We start from the raw sequence: 19,964 nt of genomic DNA on the forward strand, positions 1-19,964 counted from the left end.
CGGCGGCTAAGGAGAAGGACGCGCGTCATGATGGCTAGACTATACACACAACTCCTCAGACAAGTAGAGAGGTTCAGGCATGACCGCCCAGGTCCAGCGCCATCCACTGGCAGCGCAAACCGCGTCACTGCTGCTGGCCCGCATCCGTGACGGCGAGTGGCCGCTCGGCCATCGGCTGCCGGGTGAGACCACGCTGGCCGCCCAGCTCGGTGTCGGGCGCTCGACATTGCGCGAAGCGATCCGCGAGCTCTCCGGCAAGGGGGTGCTGGACAGCAGGCAGGGAGCCGGGGTTTTCGTGACCGCACTCGACGTCGCCGAGGATTGGGACACCGTGCTGCGGCGTTCGACGATCGTGTCGGTGATCGAAGCACGGATCGCCATCGAGGCCGAGGCGGCGGCCCTGGCCGCGACCCGGCGGACCCCCGCGGACCTGCGCACCATCAGACGCACGCTGGTGGCCCGCGGCGTGGTCGGACAGTCGGTACCCGATCACGTCGACGCGGACATGGCCTTCCATCGCGCGGTCATCGCCGCCGCCCACAACGATGTGCTGACGCAGTTGTTCGATGCCTTCCTGCCAAGGCTGCGGCTGGCGATGATCGACATGCTCAAGATCAAACCCATCGCGTCCGAACCCTGCGATCACGCCCTGCACCAGCAGCTGGCCGACGCGATCGTCGCCAGAGATCCCGAAGCCGCCGCCGCGGCCAGCAGAACCCACCTGAGCTCATTGAAGGAGTCTTTCGCATGACGTCGGTCCTCGAACTCGACGACGTGACATTCCGTCGCGACGGCAAACAGATCATCGACGGCATCTCGTTGACCGTGCAGGCCGGCGAACACTGGGCGCTGCTGGGGCCCAACGGGGCGGGCAAGAGCACATTGCTGGGATTCTGTGCGGCCGTGACCTTTCCGACGACCGGCACCGTGCGGGTGCTCGGCGGACAGATGGGCCGCACGGATCTCACGGTGCTGCGCCGCTCGATCGGTCATGTCAACCCGCGTCACCGCCTGCAGTATCCGCTGAGCGTGCGCGAGGTGGTGCTGACCGGTATCACCGCAACCATCGACACCGCGGCGCGCTGGGCACCGACCGCCGACCAGGTGCGCCGGGCCGAGGAACTGATCGACACCGTAGGGCTGTCGGCGCGAGTCGATGCGGTGTGGCCGACGCTGTCGCAGGGCGAACGCGGGCGTGCCCTCATCGCACGCGCGCTGATCTCGGATCCGCAGTTGCTGCTGCTCGACGAACCCACCACGGGGCTCGACGTCGCCGCCCGTGAACAGCTATTGGAAACCCTTGACACACTGGACGATACGCATCCCGACATGGCGTCGATCCTCGTGACGCATCATCTGGAGGAACTGCCGACCAGCACCACCCACGCGCTGCTGATCGCCGATGGGCGAACGGTCGCCAGCGGCCCGGCTCTTGACACGGTCACCACCGATCATGTGACGACGGCATTCGCGCATCCGGTGACCGTCGGCCATCAGGACGGCCGGTGGACGGCCCGAGCGAAGCCCGGCCCGCGGATCCGTTAGGGCGCCTGGCCCGGGGTGTTGCGGCGCCTGCGCGCTTCCCGATGCCTGGTCACCGGTGAGATGTCGAGAACGCGCGACACCATGGTCGCCAGGAATCGCGCCGGCTGTAGCTGCGGCGGGACGGCGTCGTGGCGGATGGCGATGTCGGGCAATGCCGCCAGCGCCGCATCGACCGCGGCCGTCTCGACATCGACGATCTCGAAAAGCGTGTCGGGTTCCGCCTTTTCGATGCTGTCGACCTCGTCGTCTTCGCGGGGCACTTCAGCGTCGTAGTCGATCATCACCAACGCGACCGCGTGATACGCGTCGTCCTCGGTACCGAGCTTGCCCAAGAGGTCGATCAGCCATTCGGCCTTCTCGGGTTCGGTATTGAGGATGGTCGACCGCAGACCGTAGACGAATCCGAGTGCGGCCAGCGGGTGCCGCAATCTCAGATTCTTGGCGTCGCCGTAGCTTTCCTCGACGCGGTTGGCCGCGTTCTTGCCGAAGCTCGAATCCATGCGTTTCGTGCTGATGAGAAGCTCGGGCCCGGTGTCCCAGTCCGAGATCACCACGTCGACCTGCTTCATGTAGTGCTTTCCGAGGACGCTCGCGCTGGACCCCGCCACGCCTTTCATCGAGCGCCGCAGACGTTGTTCGATCAGCACGCGTTCCTTCTGCGGCAGGGCGTCGAGCAGGTTGGCGATGGCACTCGGCATGATGCGTGGATCGGTGGGCCGCGGCCACACCGCGTCGGGTTCGAAGCCGGCCCGGCGGAGCTCGTAGGACAGCCACACGTCGAGCGCCAACGCCGGCACCCCGGTTGTCGAAGGGGCATTGAGGTGCAACGGCACCCCGAGCAGTTTGCGCAGTACCCGGAAGTCGGGCACGTAGGCCGGCCCGCCGTCGCTGTGCACCCACGGACTGGAGTGCCGGCCTGCCGGTGCGGCATCCGCGACGATGCGATCGAATATCGCCCACGCGGTCGCCTTGGTTGACGGTTCAGCGGGCACGCCGTGACCTTACCGCCCGCCGGGTGGCCAGTGAATCGTGGGCGCTGCGAACCGATTCCAACGGTACGCGGCTGTCCAGGCCCAGCGCATCGTCGACGATCCTGACCGCACCGAGCAGTTCGCCCCGGCTCAACAGCGCCGCAATCCGGCGCCTGACATCCCGCAGCTGCGAGCTGCGCTCGGCGATCAGTCGCGGCGCCGGCACCAGCCATCGATCCGCTTCGCGCGGTTCGATTTTCAGGATGCCGCCACCGTAGGACCGGCCGACCATCTCGGCATGCAAGAGGGTCGCCGAGTTCAGTGCGGCCAACGGCAGCAGGTCGCGGCCCAACCCGCTGAGTCCGTCGCGCAGGTACACCCCGTGCACAGAGTTGAGGTGGTGCGCTTTGGCCCGGTTGGTGACCAGGCGTGGGGTGTCGGCGTTCATACAGGTCAGCAAGAGGTCGGCCGGCTCGACCAGCGGCACCAGATACCAGGGCTCACGGACCCGGCACTTGTAGGCCAGATGCACCCCGGCAGCACGCCCGGCCTCCACATACCGCTTGGCGGCGGCCGAGAGCGCTCCCGTGGGCCGGAAGAGATGGATCGACTTACCGTCCTCCCCTAGCCGTGCCAGCTGGTCGGCCGACAGCGTGAGGCCGCGCAGATGCGCGCTGCCCGGCGGAGACAGCGGCAGCACATCGGCCGGCCGCAGCCCCAGCTCACGTACCCGGGCCGGCGACAGGGCGAAATAGCCATTGTTGCCGGTGACCATGCCGAGCGTGGTGTCGGCCCAGTGTTCGAGCAGCGTGAAATCGCCTGCGGTGTGCAGTGCATGGAGTGCATCGACCGGGCCGTTGCCGACGAGGCCGCTGATCCACTTGTCCGCCGGATCGCGTGGTGACCAATTCCGTTGCACGAGCTCGGATGTCAGCGATTCGGCATTGCGAGCCCGATGGATGACGGCATGACCTGACGGGCCGCCGTCGAAACCGTCGGCCAGCAGCAGCACGACATCGGCCTCGGCTTCCGGGAACACCTGCTCGTCGAACATCACCAACTCGACGCTGGCGAACCGGTCGAACAGGAATTTCCGCACGGCCGCCGCGTAATTGACGCTGAGTAGCTCCGCAGGCAGCACGAGCGCCATCCGGCCGCCGGGCCGCAGGAACAGCGCGGCGTGGACCGTGAATGCCGCCCAGCTCGACGCGAGACCGGACAGCGTGACGCCGGCTTTGAGCGCGGCGCGCCGCGACTGTGCACGAGCCTGTCCGCGGAAGTCCTGATACCGGATGTACGGCGGATTGCCGATCACCGCCGCATATTCCGGACGCGGATCGACGCCGAAGAAATCAGCGGTGCGGATCCGGGCCCGTCCGCCGGCCTCGGTCACCCGTCGCCGCGCGGTCGCGGCACTGGCCGGGTGGATCTCGACGCCGTCGACCTCCGGCTCAGGCGCCCCCAGCTCACGCAATCGGTGGGTGACCGCCACCAGGAACGCCGCATCACCGGCCGACGGCTCGAAGATACGGTCGTCGGCCGATCGCACTGCCCATTGCGCGAGATAGGCCGTGATGGCGTCGGGCGTGAAGAATGCACCGCGTACCTTGCGAGCGTCGGCGGTGTCAGTCACCCCGTCATTGTTGCCGACGGCACCGACAAAGTCCCGGAAGGACATGTGGCGGTGGTCCTACCGCTCTTCTGTTGCCCACCTGGCCGCCGACAGTCGCGCACTGTGGCAAAAGCGTTGCTGCGCTGTGGAAACGCGAGTATCATCGAACATGTGTTCGAATCGCGCACGCTCCCGTCGCTCGGTGACCTCACCGACGCGGCGCTGATCGACGCGCTCGCGCAACGCACGCGTGCTGAGGCCATTTCGGCCGCAGAGCGGCTGGCAGCCATCGGTGAGATCGTGGCTCGTCATTGTGACGACGAGGACGACGCCTCTGCGCACCGCGCGATCGATGGCTGGGAGTGCGCTACCGCGGCGGTCAGCGCGGCGTGCAATCTCGGTCGCCGGGCCGCCTCGGCGCAAATGCGCATCGCCGAGGCGCTACGTGACCGGCTGCCGAACGTGGCGGCGGTGTTCGGGCAGGGCCATATCTCCGCGAAAGTCGTGGCCACGATCACCTGGCGCACCCAACTCGTGGTCGACACCGAAGCCCTCGCGTTGATCGATACCGCGTTGGCCGGTGCGGCCACAAGCTACGGGACGCTGTCGGCCACCAAGGTCGAGCAAGCCATCGATGTGTGGGTGGAGAAGTTCGATCCTGCCGCGGTACGCCGGACACGCACTGCGGCTCGCAGCCGCGACGTGAACTTCGGCGACACCGACGATCCCGCGGGCACTGTGTCGATCTGGGGCCGGTTGTCGAGAATCGACGGCGCGATTCTGAAACAGCGGCTCACCGACATGGCGTGCGGCGTATGTGACGGCGACCCGCGCACCATGGCCCAGCGCAGGTCAGATGCCTTGGGCGCGCTTGGAGCCGGGGCTGATCGGCTGACCTGTCTGTGTGGCAGCCCTGACTGCGCCGCGGCCGGGGTCGATCCCCGGGCCGACAGCGTGGTGATTTACGTGCTCACCGACGAGTTGCCCACGTCCTCTCCCAGCAGCGACGACAGCACGTCACAGGCTGACGTTTCACCAACAGAGAATGCGGGCGACGACGGTGACGCGCGGGAACCACACGGCGTTGAGGATCCGCAACCCGAGAACATTGCCAGTGCCCCCGCGGCGCCCCGAGATCCACTGTTACACGGCGAACCCGATGTCGCCGAGCTTGCCGCCGATTCCGTGCCCGCGGTATCGGGTGGGCCGGGCGTGCTGCTCGGCGGCGGCATCGTGCCCGCCCCCGTGTTGGCCGAGCTGATCGCCACCGGGGCCGCGGTGAAACCTCTCAAAGATGCCGGCGCACTTGGCGACGAGGCGCACTATCGGCCCTCGTCAGGTTTGGCGGCGTTCGTACGGATGCGGGACCTGACCTGTCAGTTCCCGGGGTGTGGTGTCTCGGCGCAGTATTGCGACCTCGACCATGCCGTCGCGTGGCCGGCCGGTCCCACCCATCCGGGCAACCTCGGCGCCAAATGCCGAAACCATCACCTGCTGAAGACCTTTCACACCGGCGTTGACGGCTGGACCGATGTGCAACATCCCGACGGCAGCCACACCTGGACCGCTCCAACCGGCCACACGTCGCACACTGCTCCGTTCAGCCGAATTCTGTTCCCCCACTGGAAACCCCACACACCGCCGCCACCCGCGGGGCCGCCACCAGCACCCAACGCCGACCGGGTGGCCAAGATGCCGACGCGCGCACGAACCCGTCGGCAAACCCGCGATCAACGTATCAATGCCGAACGCCGACTGAACATCGAACTGGACAGACCACCACCGTTCTGACCGATTCGATTCTGCGGGCCGCTATCCCGTCGGTTCGCCACCCAACAACAGGTCGGCGTCGAAGCACGTGTGTGCGCCGGTGTGGCAGGCCGCACCGACCTGGTCGACCTCCAGCAGCACGGTGTCACCGTCGCAGTCCAGACGAATCGAGTGCACGTACTGCGTGTGCCCGGAGGTCGCGCCCTTGACCCACTGCTCACCGCGGGACCGTGAGAAGTACGTGGCCTCACGGGTTTCCAGAGTGCGGGCCAATGCGTCGTCGTCCATCCAGGCGACCATCAAAACCTTGCCGGTGCCACGTTCCTGCGCCACCGCGCTGAACAGCCCGTCAGCATTCCGCTTCAACCGAGCGGCGATTTTCGGATCGAGACTCATCGCACAATGATCCCTTCCGCCGCCATCGCCGCCTTGACCTGGGCAATGGTCAGTTCCCGGAAATGGAACACACTGGCGGCCAGCACTGCATCGGCGCCGGCCTGCACAGCGGGCGCGAAATCAGCCACCGCACCGGCACCACCGCTGGCGATCACCGGAACCCCGACCGCCGCCCGCACCGCCCGCAGCATCTCCAGATCGAATCCGGCCTTGGTGCCGTCGCGGTCCATCGAGTTCAGCAGGATCTCCCCGACACCGAGCTCCGCACCCCGCGTGGCCCACTCGACCGCGTCGATACCCGTACCGCGGCGGCCGCCGTGCGTGGTGACCTCCCAGCCGGACGGGGTCGGCGCGTCACCGGCGGGCACCGTCCTGGCGTCGACGCTCAGCACGATGCACTGCGAGCCGAACTGCCGGGCCATCTCGGCGAGCAGTTCGGGCCGCGCGATCGCGGCGGTGTTGACCGAAACCTTGTCCGCACCGGCACGCAGCAGGACATCGACGTCGTCGACCGAACGCACGCCACCGCCGACCGTCAACGGGATGAACACCTGCTCGGCGGTCCGTTTCACCACTTCGAGCATGGTGGCCCGGCCCGACGACGAGGCGGTCACGTCGAGGAAAGTCAGCTCGTCGGCACCCTCGGCGTCGTAGGCGGCTGCGAGTTCGACGGGATCGCCCGCGTCGCGCAGGTTCTCGAAGTTCACGCCTTTGACGACCCGGCCGGCGTCGACATCCAGGCACGGGATCACCCTGGTGGCGACATCGGATACGACGCTCACAGGTAGTCCTCCGGATTCCCAGCCGATTTCACGATCTCCAACATCTTCTCGTGCACGCCGGGCGCGGCGGCCAGTGCCGACTTCGACTCGACGGTCCACGGCTCGCCCGCCAGATCGGTCACGATGCCGCCGGCCGCCCGCACCAGCGCGACTCCGGCCGCATGGTCCCAGATGTGGTGCCCGAAACTGATTGCACCACCGAGGATTCCGGCACCCACATAGGCCAGGTCCACCCCGGTGGCCCCGTGCATGCGCACCCGCGAGCAGACCCGGCTGAGGTTGGCGAGTACGGCCGCGCGGTAGCGGCCGGGAAACCGCCCCCGCGAATCGATGTTGAACGTCTGGATACCGATGATGGAATCGGCGAGTGTGGGCGAGCCGAGCGGCTGCCGCGCCACGCCGTTGTCCTCCAAGGGGCCGCCGACGATTGCCGAGTACCGCTGCCCCATGAACGGCAGCCAGGTCAGGCCGGCGACGGGTTCGCCTTCCGCCAACAGTCCCAGCAGGATCGCAGCCATCGGGGAACCGGCCGCGTAGTTGAACGTTCCGTCGATCGGGTCGAGCACCCACACCAACGACGAGTCGATCGGCTCGCCGCCGAATTCCTCACCGTGCACCCCGATTCCGGTGGCCTCGGTCAGCGCCCGCACCACTTGCCGCTCGATCGCGAGATCGACCTCGGTCGCGAAGTCGTTGCCCTGCTTGCGAACAGCGGAGTCGGCGCGGTGCCCGGCGACGAACGGAACCGCAGCGGCGTCGAGGATCTCGGCCGCGGTGGCGACCAATGCGGCGAGCTTTGAAGTCTCCAGTTCCCCCACCGCCGTTATCCGCTGACCGCGGCCAACGCCTGCGGCAACGTGAATCGCCCGGCGTAGAGCGCCTTGCCGACGATCGCGCCTTCCACACCGCTTCCGGTGAGCGTCGCAATCGCCCGCAGATCGTCGAGGCTCGAAACGCCGCCCGACGCGATCACCGGAGCGTCGGTACGGCCGGCGACCGCCGACAACAGCTCCAGATTGGGTCCGGTCAGCGTGCCGTCCTTGGTCACGTCGGTGACGACGAACCGCGAACAGCCTTCGCGGTCAAGACGTTCCAGCACCTCCCACAGATCGCCACCGTCGGTCTCCCAGCCGCGGCCGCGAAGCCGGTGGGCGCCATCGACGATCTGGACATCGAGTCCGACCGCCACCTTGTCGCCGTACTCGGCGATGGCCCGCGCACACCACTGCGGGTTCTCGAGCGCCGCGGTGCCGATGTTGACCCGGGCACAACCCGTCGCCAGGGCTGCCTTGAGCGAATCGTCGTCGCGGATACCGCCGGACAGCTCCACGTCGACGTCGAGCTTGCCGACCACCTCGGCGAGCAGTTCACGGTTGCTGCCCCGGCCGAACGCGGCGTCCAGATCGACCAGGTGAATCCACTCGGCGCCATCGCGTTGCCAGGCCTCTGCGGCCTCCAACGCCGAGCCGTAATCGGTCTCGCTGCCAGCCTTGCCCTGAACGAGCCGTACCGCCTGACCGCCGACCACGTCGACAGCGGGGAGCAAAATCAAACTCACAGTCCCTCAACCCAATTCGCGAGGAGCGTCGCACCGGCGTCGCCACTCTTCTCCGGATGAAATTGTGTCGCCGACAAGGCGCCGTCCTCGACGGCGGCGATGAACGGCACGTGATGCGTAGCCCACGTCACCAGGGCTTCGGATCGTCCCGTCCATTCCTGTGCGGCGTAGGAATGGACGAAGTAGAAGCGGGTGGCGGCGTCGAGGCCCTTGAACAGCGTGCTGCCGTCGGGCGCGTCCACGACGTTCCAACCCATGTGCGGCACCACCGGCGCATCCAGCCGGGTGACCGATCCGGGCCACTGCCCGCAACCGACGGATTCCACCCCGAACTCGATGCCCCGCGCGAACAAGATCTGCATACCCACGCACACCCCGAGCACCGGACGGCCGTTCTGCAACCGATCGGCGATGATCTTCTCGCCGCCGATCGAGCGCAGCCCGGTCATGCACGCCTCGAACGCCCCCACACCGGGCACCACCAGGCCGTCGGCCGCCGCGGCGGCGCCCGGGTCGGCGGTCACCTCGACATCGGCTCCGACCCGCTCAAGCGCCCGCTGCGCCGACCGCAGGTTGCCCGAGCCGTAGTCGAGCACCACGAGTTTCTTTGTCACAGCGTGCCTTTGGTCGAAGGAACGCCGGTCACGCGGGGGTCGAACTCCACGGCCTGCCGCAGCGCCCTCGCGACCGCCTTGTACTGGGCCTCGGTGATGTGGTGCGGATCGCGGCCGTAGAGCGTGCGCACATGTAGAGCGATGCGCGCGTTGAAGGCCAGCGACTCGAACACATGCCGGTTGATCACGGTGTGGTACGGCGCGCTCGATCCGGCGATCGTGAATTCGACCATGAACTCCGGCTCACCGGTGTGCACGAAGTACGGCCGGCCCGACACGTCGACAGCGGCATGCGCCAACGTCTCGTCCATCGGGATGAACGCATCGCCGAACCGGCGGATCCCCTTCTTGTCGCCCAGCGCCTCACCGAGGGCCTGCCCCAGCACGATCGCGGTGTCCTCGACGGTGTGATGCCCCTCGATCTCGATGTCGCCCTTGGCGTGCACGGTCAGATCGAAGCTCGCGTGGCTGCCGAGCGACGTGAGCATGTGGTCGAAGAACGGGACGCCGGTGTCGATGTCGACGACACCGGTGCCGTCGAGGTCGAGCTCGACGACGATGTCGGATTCCTTGGTCTTGCGTTCGACCTTCGCGCGACGGCTCACGATGCTCCTACCGGGCTGTTGAGTTCGGTCTTGGCCACTTCGGCACTGGTGGCCAGAAATGCGTCGTTCTCGTCCGCCAGGCCGATGGTCACCCGCAAGTAGCCGGGGATCCCGACGTCACGGATGAGCACTCCGTCGTCCAGGTAACGCTGCCAGGTGGCGGGGGCATCGGTGAATTCACCGAACAGGACGAAATTGGCGTCGCTCGGGATCACCCGGAACCCCAGCCGCGCCAACTCGGCGCTGACCCGGTCGCGTTCGGCCGCGAGCTTGGCGACACTGCCCAGCGTCTCGTCGGCGTGGCGCAGTGCGGCGCGCGCCGCTGCCTGCGTCAGCACCGACAGGTGATAGGGCAACCGCACCAATAGCAGCGCGTCGATCACCGCGGGCGCGGCGGCAAGGTAACCGAGCCGCCCACCCGCGAACGCGAACGCCTTGCTCATGGTGCGGGAGACGACGAGCTTGGCCGGGTACTCGTCGAGCAGGGCCACCGCGCTGGGTTGCGAGGAGAACTCGCCGTAGGCCTCGTCGACGATCAGGATGCCGCCTGCCATGGCGTCGAGGACCCGGCGCAGGTCATCCAGCGGAATGCTCTGTCCCGAAGGGTTGTTCGGGCTGGTCACGAACACCACGTCGGGCCTGCGGTCCTTGATGGCCGCGATCGCGACATCGACGTCGAGGCCGAAATCGTCTGACCTCGCGGCCTGCAACCACTCGGTCTGGGTGCCGTCGGAGATGATCGGATGCATCGAGTACGAGGGCACGAAACCGATCGCGCTGCGGCCCGGGCCGCCGAACGCCTGCAGCAGCTGCTGCAGGATCTCGTTGGAGCCGTTGGCCGCCCACAGGTTGTCCACCGTCAGATGCGTACCCGTCGCCGCGGTCAGGTATGCCGCCAGATCGGTACGCAACGCGACCGCGTCCCGGTCGGGATAGCGGTGCAGTTCGGCCGCCGCCTCGCGCACTGACGCCGCGACGTCGTCGACGAGCGCCTGAGTCGGCGGGTGCGGGTTCTCATTGGTGTTGAGCCGCACCGGAACCTGCAATTGCGGCGCGCCGTACGGCGACTTGCCGCGCAGATTGTCGCGCAACGGCAGATCGGCCAGCGTCACATCCTTTGCGCCCGTCACCGCTCGAACCTCCGTCGCACCGCTTCACCGTGCGCCGGCAGATCCTCGGCCTTGGACAACGTGATCACATGCCCGGACACGTCTTTGAGCGCTGCTTCGTCGTACTCGACGACGTGGATCCCGCGCAGGAAGGTCTGCACCGACAACCCGCTGGAATGCCGGGCACAACCCGCGGTCGGCAGCACGTGATTGGAACCGGCGCAGTAGTCGCCGAGGCTCACCGGCGACCATGCCCCGACGAAAATCGCACCGGCGGAACGGATCCGGCCCGCGACACCGGCGGCATCGGCGGTCTGGATCTCGAGGTGCTCGGCGGCGTAGGCGTTCACGGTTCGGATGCCGGCTTCGATGTCGTCGACCAGCACCGTCGCCGACTGCTTGCCGGTGAGCGCCGCCGTCACGCGTTCGACGTGGACCGTGGTGGCGAGCTGGTTGGCCAGTTCGCGGTCGGTGGCCTCGGCAAGCGCGACGCTGTCGGTGACCAGCACGCTGGCCGCCATCTCATCGTGCTCGGCCTGGCTGATCAGATCGGCGGCGACGTGCACCGGATCGGCGGTGTGGTCGGCGAGGATGGCGATCTCCGTCGGACCGGCCTCGGCGTCGATGCCCACCTGGGAGCGGCAGATCCGCTTCGCGGCGGTCACATAGATGTTGCCCGGCCCCGTGATCATGTCGACAGGTGCCAGCTCGGTGCCGTCGGTGTCGGTGCCACCATAGGCCAGCAATGCGACCGCCTGCGCTCCGCCGACGGCCCACACGTCGTCGACGCCGAGCAGCGCGGCCGCGGCCAGGATCGTCGGGTGCGGCAGCCCGCCGAACTGGGCCTGCGGCGGGCTGGCGATCACCAGCGAGTCCACCCCTGCGGTCTGGGCGGGCACGACGTTCATCACGACGCTCGACGGGTAGACGGCGTTGCCGCCGGGCACGTAGAGCCCGACCCGCTCGACCGGAACCCAACGCTCGGTGACGGTCGCACCCGGGGCGAGCGTCGTGGTGGTGTCGGTACGGCGCTGGTCGGCGTGCACCGCACGCGCGCGATCGATCGACACCTGAAGCGCGGTGCGCACGGCCGGGTCGAGTTCGGCAAGTGCCTGTGTGAGGGCCGCGGCCGGCACCCGCACGGTGTCCGGGCGGACACCGTCGAAGGACTCGCCGTACTCCAATGCCGCAGCCGCACCACGCTGCGCGACCGCCTCGACGATCGGGCGGACCTTGGGCACCACGGCGTCCACGTCGACGCCACCGCGCGGCAGGGCAGCACGGAGTTGGGCTGCATTCAACGCGCGGTTGCGCAGGTCGATACGGGACATCTGAAACTCGGCCATCGCGTCAATTGTCCCTGATCAGTCCACCTGAATAAAAATCCATCGAGCCGCAGCCACCGTAGGGTGGCCGCAAGACCTGCGAATGGAGCCCGCGATGTCCGCCAAAGACCATCCCAACCACGCCCCGGGCGTGCCGATGCTCGTTCCGCCCTGGCTGGAACGCCTGCAGATCAAGTACATGAATCCGGCCATGCGACCACTGTCGAAACGCCTGCCCGGCTTCACCGTCATCAAGCATCGGGGTCGCACGTCGGGAACCCCGTACGAGACCATCGTCACGAGCTACCGCAAGGGCAACGTGCTCGCGGTCCTGCTCGCCCACGGCAAGACCAACTGGGTCAAGAACGTCCTCGCGGCCGGGGAGGCGGACGTCCACCTGTTCCGCGGCGACGTCAAGATCACCAATCCCAGGGTGCTGCCCGCCGGGACCGACGATCCGTCGCTTCCCCGGATCGCCCGCATCGGCGCCCGCCGGACCGGGGTGTTCGTCGCCGATATCGTTTGACGTCGCTGCCAGACTGCACGTATGGCGTGGCAAGTCTGGCTGGCGTTCTTCGGCGCGGCGATCGTGATCAGCGTGTCCCCGGGCGCCGGGGCGATCCAGTCGATGGCCACGGGCCTCACGCACGGCGTACGCCGCGGGTACTGGAGCATCCTGGGCTTGGAGATCGGCCTGATGCTGCAGCTGACGCTCGTGGCCGTCGGCCTCGGCGCGGCGGTGGCCGGCTCGCTGCTGGCGTTCAACATCATCAAATGGGTCGGGGTGGCCTATCTCGTCTACCTGGCCGTTCGGCAATGGCGGACCGCCACGCTTGACCTGCGTGAGCAGGTCGGCAAGTCCACCGAGGGCGGCCGCCTGGCCCTGGTCGTGCGCGGGTTTCTCGTCAATGCCACCAACCCCAAAGGCCTGGTGTTCTTCCTCGCGGTACTGCCGCAGTTCGTCGTGCCGACCGCTCCGCTGCTGCCGCAGTATCTGGCGATCGGGGTGACGATGATCGTTGTCGACCTCGTCGTGATGGGCCTCTACACCGGGCTGGCGGTCCGCTTGCTGCAGTGGCTGCACACGCCGCGGCAACAGACGGTGCTCAACCGCGTGTTCTCCGGATTGTTCGCGACCGCGGCAGTGGTCCTGTCCCTGGTGCGGCGCAGCGCGCCCGCCTAACCGAAACCGGTCAGATGTCGAGCCCGATGTCGAGCACCCGCACCGAGTGGGTGAGCGCGCCGATCGCGAGGTAATCGACACCGGTGCCGGCGTACTCCGCAGCACTGGCCAGGGTCAGCCCGCCCGAGGACTCAAGCAACGTCCTGGGTGACCGCGAATCCCGGCGTTGCACGGCGATCTGGGTCTGCCACACCGGGAAGTTGTCGAGCAGTACCAACTCGACGTCCGCCGAGAGCACGTCGTCGAGCTGCTCGAGGGAGTCCACCTCGACCTCGCACGGCAGATCGGGCGCTTCGGCGCGGACGGCCTTGAGCGCCGCCAGCACCGACCCCGCCGCGGCGACGTGGTTGTCCTTGATCAGGGCGGCGTCACCGAGGCCCATCCGGTGGTTGACACCGCCGCCGACCCGCACCGCGTACTTCTGCAGCGCTCGCAAGCCGGGAAGCGTCTTACGGGTGTCGCGGATCTTGGCGTTCGTGCCGGCCACCGCGTCGACCCAGGCCGCGGTCGCGGTCGCGACACCGGACAGGTGAGACACCAGGTTGAGCATCGTGCGTTCGGCGGTCAGGAGTTCGCGAGTGGGTGCCTCGACGGTGAGGATCGGCGACTTGGCGTCCAGCCGCGCGCCGTCGTCGACCCGGTGTAGGACCCGGTACGCGTCGGCCCCGATCACCTCGTCGAGGACCAGCAGAGCGATGTCGACGCCGGCGATCACGCCCGGCTCGCGGTTCACGACCGATGCCGTGGTCACCGCGTCCGATGCGACCGTGGCCAGCGTCGTCACATCCGGGCCGTACCGCAGGTCTTCCTCGAGTGCCCGGGCGACCACCGCCTTGGCTTCGACGAACTCAGATTCCGAAAGTGCCATCAGCACACCCCCGATGGGATCTCGACGGCGATCTGGCCGCCGTCGGTGCGAACCGTCAACGAATGCTCCTGGGTCGAATCGGCGCCGGGGAAGTCGGCGCGGTGGTGACAACCGCGGCTCTCGGTGCGGGCCAACGCGGCGCCGACCACCGCGCGTGCCGTCGTGGTGAGTGCGGCGTCTTCAAAACTGCTGCGGCTGAGCGGTTCTGCCGACCGCGCGACGTCGAGGGTCGCGCTCAGCAGGCTCAGCCCGGCGGCGTCGCGGACCACCGAGGCATGCTTGGACATCGCGCGTTGCAAGGTCGTTCGGTCGGCGATGTCGCGACGGTGGTCCTGCGGGGCCCGGGCCCGCACGGAGCCGGCGTGCACAGCATGGTCGGCCGCAGCCCTGCCTGCGCGTCGGCCCACCACGAGGCCTTCGAGCAGGCTGTTCGAGGCCAGCCGATTGGCCCCGTGCATGCCCGTCCGACCCACCTCACCCGCGGCGAACAACCCGGGCAGCTCGGTCCGGCCGTGGACATCGGTGACCACGCCACCGCAACTGTAATGCGCGCCCGGCACCACCGGGATCGGCTCGCGGGTCGGGTCCACACCCGCGGCCGCACACGCCGCGGCGACCGTGGGAAACCGGCGCACGAACTCGCCGACGCGCCGCGCGTCGAGGTAGACGCACGGATCGCCGGTTTCGGTGAGGCGGGCGTCGATCGCGGCGGCAACGACGTCGCGGGGCGCCAGATCACCCATGGGGTGCACCCCTTCGGTCACCGAGTTCCCTTGAGAGTCGACCAGTATCGCGCCCTCACCGCGCAGCGCCTCGGTGATCAGCGGCCGTCGGCCACCGGCGTCGGCATCGAACAACATCGTGGGATGGAACTGGATGAACTCGATGTCGCTGACCGCGACGCCCGCCCACAGTGCCAGCGCGATACCGTCGCCGGTCGAACCGGCGGGGTTGGTGGTGGCCGCGTAGAGGTGGCCGAGGCCGCCGCTGGCCAGGATGACCGACGGGGCGTGCACGATGCCCGGGCCGTCCTCGTTGCGCACCAGCACACCGGTCACCGCGGTGTCGTCGTGCAAGATCTGCATCGCGACGTGGTTTCGCCGGATGTCGAGCGTTGCCGCGGCCAGGTCGAGGGCACGCTGCACCTCGGCTCCGGTCGCGTCACCGCCCGCGTGGATGATCCGGCGCCGGGTGTGCCCGCCCTCGCGTGTCAAAGCCCAACGGCCCGGGGCGGTTTCGTCGAACCGGGCCCCGTCGGCGACAAGATCGGCGACGGCGGCATGGCCGTCGGCGACGATGGACCGCACCGCATCCGGATCACAGAGTCCGCCACCGGCAGCGAGGGTGTCGGCGACGTGCGCGTCGACCGAATCATCGTTGCCGGGCAGGACGACGGCGATGCCGCCCTGGGCATAGAAGGTCGCGGTTTCGCGCGCCTTGCTCAGGACGACGACGCGCCGCCCCCGCCGGTGCGCGGCCAGCGCCGCGACGAGCCCCGCGACACCGGTGCCGATCACGACGACATCGGCCCGCTGCTGCCACAGCGTCGACGTGCCGCACGCGAATCGCTGGGAGTTCATTCTCCGCCGCCGGGCTGCCCGATCGCGATCATGCGCTGCACGCTGGCACGGCCCAGCCGGGCGGTTTCGGGGTCGACGTGCACCTCGTCGGCGCCCTCGATGAGGCAGCGCAGCAACGCGGCAGGCGTGATCATCTTCATGTACGTGCACGAGGCCCGGTCGTTGACCGCGAGGAAGTCGACTTCCGGTGCGGCCCGGCGCAATTGGTGCAGCATCCCGACCTCGGTCGCGACGAGCACCTGCCGGGCGTGCGTCTCGCGAGCGGCGTCGAGCATTCCGCCGGTGGACAGGATCTTGACGCGCTCCTCGGGCACGGCACCTTCACCGGCCAGGTAGAGGGCCGACGTCGCGCAGCCGCATTCGGGGTGCACGAACAGCTCGGCATCGGGGTGCGAGCGAGCCTGGGCCGCCAGTTCGTCGCCGTTGATCCCGGCGTGCACGTGGCACTCCCCGGCCCATACGTGCAGGTTCTTGCGGCCGGTGACGCGCCGGACGTGCGCCCCGAGGAATTGGTCGGGGCAGAACAGCACCTCGCGGTCCTCGGGGATCGACGCGACCACCTCGACCGCGTTCGAGGACGTGCAGCAGATGTCGGTGAGCGCCTTCACGGCAGCGGTTGTGTTGACGTAGGAGACGACGACGGCGCCGGGATGCTCGTCCTTCCATGCCGCGAGTTCGTCGGCGGTGATCGAATCGGCCAGCGAGCAGCCCGCGCGCTGATCCGGGATCAGCACCGTCTTGTCGGGGCTGAGGATCTTGGCCGTCTCCGCCATGAAGTGCACGCCGCAGAACACGATGGTGTCTTCGGGTGCCTCGGCGGCGATCCGCGACAGGGCCAGCGAGTCGCCCACGTGATCGGCGACATCCTGGATCGCGGGCAGCTGGTAGTTGTGTGCGAGCAGCGTGGCGCCGCGCATCTCCACCAGCCGGCGAATCTCGGCCGCCCACTGCTCGTCGCCCGCGACACCCGAATAGCCGCCGGGGCCATCCACAATCCGGTCCGCGAGGTCCGTCGTGAGCATTCCGTTGAGCACCGTCACCGCGGCCTCCTCATGAAGTCAGGTTTTCGACTTATAATCGAAAACATGCCATATGGTAACACCGCGCACGAAGTGCTCGCCGTCGTGTTCCAGGTTCGCGACCTCAGCTCCCGGCAACCCACGCTTAACGTGCTGTTATGGCAACGGGCACTCGAACCGGAGCGCGGAAAGTGGTCGTTGCCCGGCGGACGGCTCGGCGACGACGAGGATCTGACGAGCTCGGTGCGGCGCCAGCTGGCCGAGAAAGTCGACCTCCGTGAGTTGGCCCACCTCGAGCAACTCGCGGTGTTCTCCGACCCGGCCCGCATCCCCGGCGTCCGCACGATCGCATCGACGTTCCTTGGGCTCGTACCCTCCCCCGCCACCCCGGCCCTACCGTCGGACACCCGCTGGCACAACGTCAACGACCTTCCGCCGATGGCCTTCGACCATGCGCCCATGGTCGAACACGCACGCACCCGGCTGGCCGCCAAACTGTCGTACACGAACATCGGCTTCGCTTTGGCGCCAAAGGAATTCGCGATATCCACCCTGCGCGACATCTACAGCGCGGCACTCGGCTACCAGGTGGACGCGACCAACCTGCAGCGGGTGCTCGAGCGGCGCAACGTCATCACCCGCACCGGCACCACCGCGCGCTCCGGGCGCAGCGGCGGGCGTCCCGCGGCCCTCTACGGGTTCACCGAATCGCGCTACCGCGTCACCGACGAGTTCGCCGCTCTTCGTCCGCCCGGGTGAGTCGACTGGATTCTTAGACCCTTCTTAAGTAACAATGCCGGGATGGATTTGGGCAGTGCCGCCAACGCGACCGGAGCCGAGTGGATCGGCTGCGCACCGCACGAAGAGCTCGATCGCACCGCCCGGCCCCAATTGCCCAGCGACGACGTGTTCTACCTGCCGCCCGCGGGCTTCCATCACGCCGAGCCCGGCACCGTGCTCCGCAGCCGCGACGTCGAGGTGGCGTTTCTCGGCCTGATCCCGCAGCGTTTTCATGCCACCCAGCTGCTCTACCGGTCCACCGACCGCCATGGCGCTCCGGAAGCGGCCGTCACGACGGTGATCGTGCCGCCCGACGCCAAGCCCGACTGCCCGATCGTGTCCTACCAATGCGCGATCGACGCGATCTCGAATCGGTGCTTCCCGTCGTATGCCCTGCGCAGGCACGCCAAGGCAGCCGGTTCACTGGCCCAGCTCGAGTTCCTGCTCATCACCGCGGCGCTCGCCGAAGGCTGGGCTGTCTCGGTGCCCGACCACGAGGGTCTCGACGGCATGTGGGGCACGCCGTACGAACCCGGCTACCACGTGCTCGACGGCCTGCGCGCGGCGCTGAACTGCGAACAGCTGTCGTTGACCGACGCGTCGCCCATCGGACTGTGGGGTTACTCCGGCGGCGGCCTGGCGAGCGCGTGGGCGGCGGAGATGAGCGGCTCGTACGCACCGGAGCTGAACATCGTCGGGGCCGTCCTCGGCTCGCCCGTCGGCGATCTCGGACACACGTTCCGCCGTCTCAACGGCACGGTGTTCTCCGGGCTGCCCGCACTCGTGGTGGCCGCGCTCGCCGACACCTACCCGGGCCTCAACCGCGTCATCGCCGAACACGCCACCACCGAGGGGCGCAAGCTGCTGCGGCGGCTCCACGACATGAGCACCGTCGAGGCCGTGGTGCGGTTGGCGCGCACCGACATGGATGATCTCGTCGACCTACCGCTCGAGCAGATCCTCGACAGTGCCGAGGTCACCGAGGTGTTCGACGACATCAAACTCGGCGTCGCCACCCCGAATCCGCCCGTGCTGATCATCCAGGCGGTTCACGACGAGCTGATCTCGGTCGACGACATCGACGAACTGGCCGACGCGTATCTGGCCGGGGGTGCGGACGTGACGTATCACCGCGACCTGTTCAGCGAGCACCTGCTGCTGCACCCGATGTCGGCACCGATGGCCCTGCGGTGGCTGACCGACCGGTTCGCCGACCGTCCGCTCAGCGAGCACCTCGTGCGCACCAAGTGGCCCACACTGCTCAACCCGATGACATATGTCGGGATGGCCCGGCTCGGACGGATCGCGCTCAAGGTGGCCACCGGTCGCGCGATCGGGCGCCGCCCGCTCTGATCTCCGCGGGCCGCTGGCACAATGGCGGGTAGATGCGCTACACCCGACATATTCCGGCGGTGGCCCTGCGCGACAGCGTCGACCACCTGTGGTGCATTGCGGACGGGCCCCGGCATTCGGCCGAGCGAATCCTGCCGACCGGCACCACAGAACTCGTCGTCAACCTCGGCGCGGACACCATAGCAATCACGAACAACCAAGGTTGCCAACGCTTTTCGGGCACCGTGCTGGCCGGCCCGTATACCACCCCGTTCGACATCGACGCGCGCAGGCACACCGCGATGGTCGGTGTGCATTTCAAGCCCGGCGGCGCGCGCACGGTCCTCGGGTTTTCGCCACCCGACCTGCTCGACAGCCATGTCGACCTTCATGCGTTGTGGAACGGCGCAGCAGACACCATTCGCGCCGAACTCTGCGAGGCAGGATCGGACGCCGAGCGCTTCGCGATTCTGGAGTCGGCGTTGCTCACGCTCCGAGCGAACCGGACCACATTGACCCCTGAAGTGGCGTTCACGGTCGATGCACTCGGCTACGGCACGCCTCATCCCCCGATCGCAGCGCTCGCGCGCGAGGTGGGGTTCAGTCACCGGCGGCTGGTCCAGCTGTTCACGCAACAGGTGGGCGTACCCCCGAAGCGCTTCGCGCGGGTGCGACGGTTCCGGCACGCACACCACCACGTGATGTCCGCGCAATCGCTGCCGCACTGGCCGGGGTTCGCGCTCGCGCACGGTTACGCAGACCAATCCCACATGATTCGCGAGTTCCGCCGCTTCTCCGGCCTCACCCCTGTGCAGCACTTTCGCGGGCGAAATCTCATGAGCAAGGACGATCACCTCGCACTGCGCCAATAGGTCAATTTCGTTCAATACACCGGCCGGCGATCGGTTCGATACT

General features: G+C 68.1%; 21 protein-coding genes. 8 read left to right on the plus strand and 13 right to left on the minus strand.

Annotated features, from left to right (window positions below; all coding sequences use genetic code 11):
- Positions 1–79 precede the first annotated feature (79 nt).
- Both AWC31_RS18560 and AWC31_RS18565 read left to right on the plus strand, forming a co-directional pair.
- A complete protein-coding gene (locus AWC31_RS18560; RefSeq protein WP_085145574.1) occupies positions 80–751 on the plus strand; it encodes a FadR/GntR family transcriptional regulator in 672 nt (223 codons plus the stop codon).
- Complete coding sequence (locus AWC31_RS18565) at positions 748–1,545, plus strand: ABC transporter ATP-binding protein (protein ID WP_085145575.1); 798 nt, start codon at positions 748–750, stop codon at positions 1,543–1,545. The genes AWC31_RS18560 and AWC31_RS18565 overlap by 4 nt, the downstream gene beginning before the upstream one ends.
- Here AWC31_RS18565 and AWC31_RS18570 read toward each other — a convergent pair.
- The gene (locus AWC31_RS18570; protein WP_085145576.1) at positions 1,542–2,537 is read right to left on the minus strand and encodes a hypothetical protein; all 996 of its coding nucleotides are present in this window, start codon (positions 2,535–2,537) and stop codon (positions 1,542–1,544) included. The two genes, AWC31_RS18565 and AWC31_RS18570, sit on opposite strands and share 4 nt — an antisense overlap.
- Positions 2,527–4,194: an N-6 DNA methylase gene (locus AWC31_RS18575; RefSeq protein WP_085145577.1), complete on the minus strand. Its 1,668-nt coding sequence runs from the start codon at positions 4,192–4,194 to the stop codon at positions 2,527–2,529. The genes AWC31_RS18570 and AWC31_RS18575 overlap by 11 nt, the downstream gene beginning before the upstream one ends.
- Before the next feature lie 105 nt (positions 4,195–4,299).
- Between AWC31_RS18575 and AWC31_RS18580 the strand changes: the two genes are divergently transcribed.
- Positions 4,300–5,919, plus strand: coding sequence for an HNH endonuclease signature motif containing protein (locus AWC31_RS18580; protein ID WP_085145578.1), 1,620 nt, complete (start codon positions 4,300–4,302; stop codon positions 5,917–5,919).
- Positions 5,920–5,940: 21 nt separating this feature from the next.
- Here AWC31_RS18580 and hisI read toward each other — a convergent pair whose 3' ends face one another.
- From hisI to hisD, 8 genes are read right to left on the minus strand one after another with little or no spacing between them, the layout of a single operon-like run.
- On the minus strand, positions 5,941–6,294 hold the full coding sequence (hisI, locus tag AWC31_RS18585) for a phosphoribosyl-AMP cyclohydrolase (RefSeq protein WP_085145579.1): 354 nt from the start codon (positions 6,292–6,294) through the stop codon (positions 5,941–5,943).
- The gene (hisF, locus tag AWC31_RS18590; RefSeq protein ID WP_067845483.1) at positions 6,291–7,076 is read right to left on the minus strand and encodes an imidazole glycerol phosphate synthase subunit HisF; all 786 of its coding nucleotides are present in this window, start codon (positions 7,074–7,076) and stop codon (positions 6,291–6,293) included. Before hisF ends, hisI begins: the two co-directional genes overlap by 4 nt.
- Positions 7,073–7,903: an inositol monophosphatase family protein gene (locus AWC31_RS18595; protein ID WP_085145580.1), complete on the minus strand. Its 831-nt coding sequence runs from the start codon at positions 7,901–7,903 to the stop codon at positions 7,073–7,075. Before AWC31_RS18595 ends, hisF begins: the two co-directional genes overlap by 4 nt.
- Complete coding sequence (gene priA / locus AWC31_RS18600) at positions 7,900–8,634, minus strand: bifunctional 1-(5-phosphoribosyl)-5-((5-phosphoribosylamino)methylideneamino)imidazole-4-carboxamide isomerase/phosphoribosylanthranilate isomerase PriA (protein WP_067845477.1); 735 nt, start codon at positions 8,632–8,634, stop codon at positions 7,900–7,902. Before priA ends, AWC31_RS18595 begins: the two co-directional genes overlap by 4 nt.
- Entirely contained in the window at positions 8,631–9,248 is a 618-nt protein-coding gene (gene hisH, locus AWC31_RS18605; protein WP_085145581.1) for an imidazole glycerol phosphate synthase subunit HisH, read from the minus strand. The genes priA and hisH overlap by 4 nt, the downstream gene beginning before the upstream one ends.
- A complete protein-coding gene (gene hisB / locus AWC31_RS18610; RefSeq protein WP_067845475.1) occupies positions 9,245–9,853 on the minus strand; it encodes an imidazoleglycerol-phosphate dehydratase HisB in 609 nt (202 codons plus the stop codon). The genes hisH and hisB overlap by 4 nt, the downstream gene beginning before the upstream one ends.
- Positions 9,850–10,983 carry a histidinol-phosphate transaminase gene (locus AWC31_RS18615; RefSeq protein WP_085145582.1) on the minus strand — a complete coding sequence of 378 codons (1,134 nt, stop codon included), beginning with the start codon at positions 10,981–10,983 and terminating at the stop codon, positions 9,850–9,852. The genes hisB and AWC31_RS18615 overlap by 4 nt, the downstream gene beginning before the upstream one ends.
- The gene (gene hisD / locus AWC31_RS18620; RefSeq protein WP_085145583.1) at positions 10,980–12,308 is read right to left on the minus strand and encodes a histidinol dehydrogenase; all 1,329 of its coding nucleotides are present in this window, start codon (positions 12,306–12,308) and stop codon (positions 10,980–10,982) included. The genes AWC31_RS18615 and hisD overlap by 4 nt, the downstream gene beginning before the upstream one ends.
- 94 nt (positions 12,309–12,402) lie before the next feature.
- Here hisD and AWC31_RS18625 point away from each other — a divergent pair, with 94 nt between their 5' ends.
- Together AWC31_RS18625 and AWC31_RS18630 are read left to right on the plus strand one after the other, a co-directional pair.
- Complete coding sequence (locus AWC31_RS18625) at positions 12,403–12,813, plus strand: nitroreductase family deazaflavin-dependent oxidoreductase (protein WP_067845890.1); 411 nt, start codon at positions 12,403–12,405, stop codon at positions 12,811–12,813.
- Between the two features lie 21 nt (positions 12,814–12,834).
- Complete coding sequence (locus AWC31_RS18630) at positions 12,835–13,470, plus strand: LysE family transporter (RefSeq protein WP_085145584.1); 636 nt, start codon at positions 12,835–12,837, stop codon at positions 13,468–13,470.
- 10 nt (positions 13,471–13,480) lie between these two features.
- Here AWC31_RS18630 and nadC read toward each other — a convergent pair whose 3' ends face one another.
- From nadC to nadA, 3 genes are read right to left on the minus strand one after another with little or no spacing between them, the layout of a single operon-like run.
- Positions 13,481–14,338 (minus strand): carboxylating nicotinate-nucleotide diphosphorylase, encoded by an 858-nt coding sequence (gene nadC, locus AWC31_RS18635; RefSeq protein WP_085145712.1) that lies wholly within the window; start codon positions 14,336–14,338, stop codon positions 13,481–13,483.
- On the minus strand, positions 14,338–15,918 hold the full coding sequence (locus AWC31_RS18640; protein WP_085145585.1) for an L-aspartate oxidase: 1,581 nt from the start codon (positions 15,916–15,918) through the stop codon (positions 14,338–14,340). The genes nadC and AWC31_RS18640 overlap by 1 nt, the downstream gene beginning before the upstream one ends.
- Entirely contained in the window at positions 15,915–16,940 is a 1,026-nt protein-coding gene (gene nadA / locus AWC31_RS18645; protein WP_165766000.1) for a quinolinate synthase NadA, read from the minus strand. Before nadA ends, AWC31_RS18640 begins: the two co-directional genes overlap by 4 nt.
- Before the next feature lie 90 nt (positions 16,941–17,030).
- Here nadA and AWC31_RS18650 point away from each other — a divergent pair, with 90 nt between their 5' ends.
- From AWC31_RS18650 to AWC31_RS18660, 3 genes are read left to right on the plus strand one after another with little or no spacing between them, the layout of a single operon-like run.
- Positions 17,031–17,696 (plus strand): NUDIX hydrolase, encoded by a 666-nt coding sequence (locus AWC31_RS18650; RefSeq protein ID WP_198538813.1) that lies wholly within the window; start codon positions 17,031–17,033, stop codon positions 17,694–17,696.
- A gap of 42 nt (positions 17,697–17,738) precedes the next feature.
- Positions 17,739–19,070 (plus strand): lipase family protein, encoded by a 1,332-nt coding sequence (locus tag AWC31_RS18655; RefSeq protein ID WP_067845465.1) that lies wholly within the window; start codon positions 17,739–17,741, stop codon positions 19,068–19,070.
- A gap of 32 nt (positions 19,071–19,102) precedes the next feature.
- On the plus strand, positions 19,103–19,921 hold the full coding sequence (locus tag AWC31_RS18660; RefSeq protein ID WP_085145587.1) for an AraC family transcriptional regulator: 819 nt from the start codon (positions 19,103–19,105) through the stop codon (positions 19,919–19,921).
- The last annotated feature ends 43 nt before the right edge of the window (positions 19,922–19,964 follow it).

Source organism: Mycolicibacterium wolinskyi, assembly GCF_002101965.1.
GTDB lineage: Bacteria > Actinomycetota > Actinomycetes > Mycobacteriales > Mycobacteriaceae > Mycobacterium > Mycobacterium wolinskyi.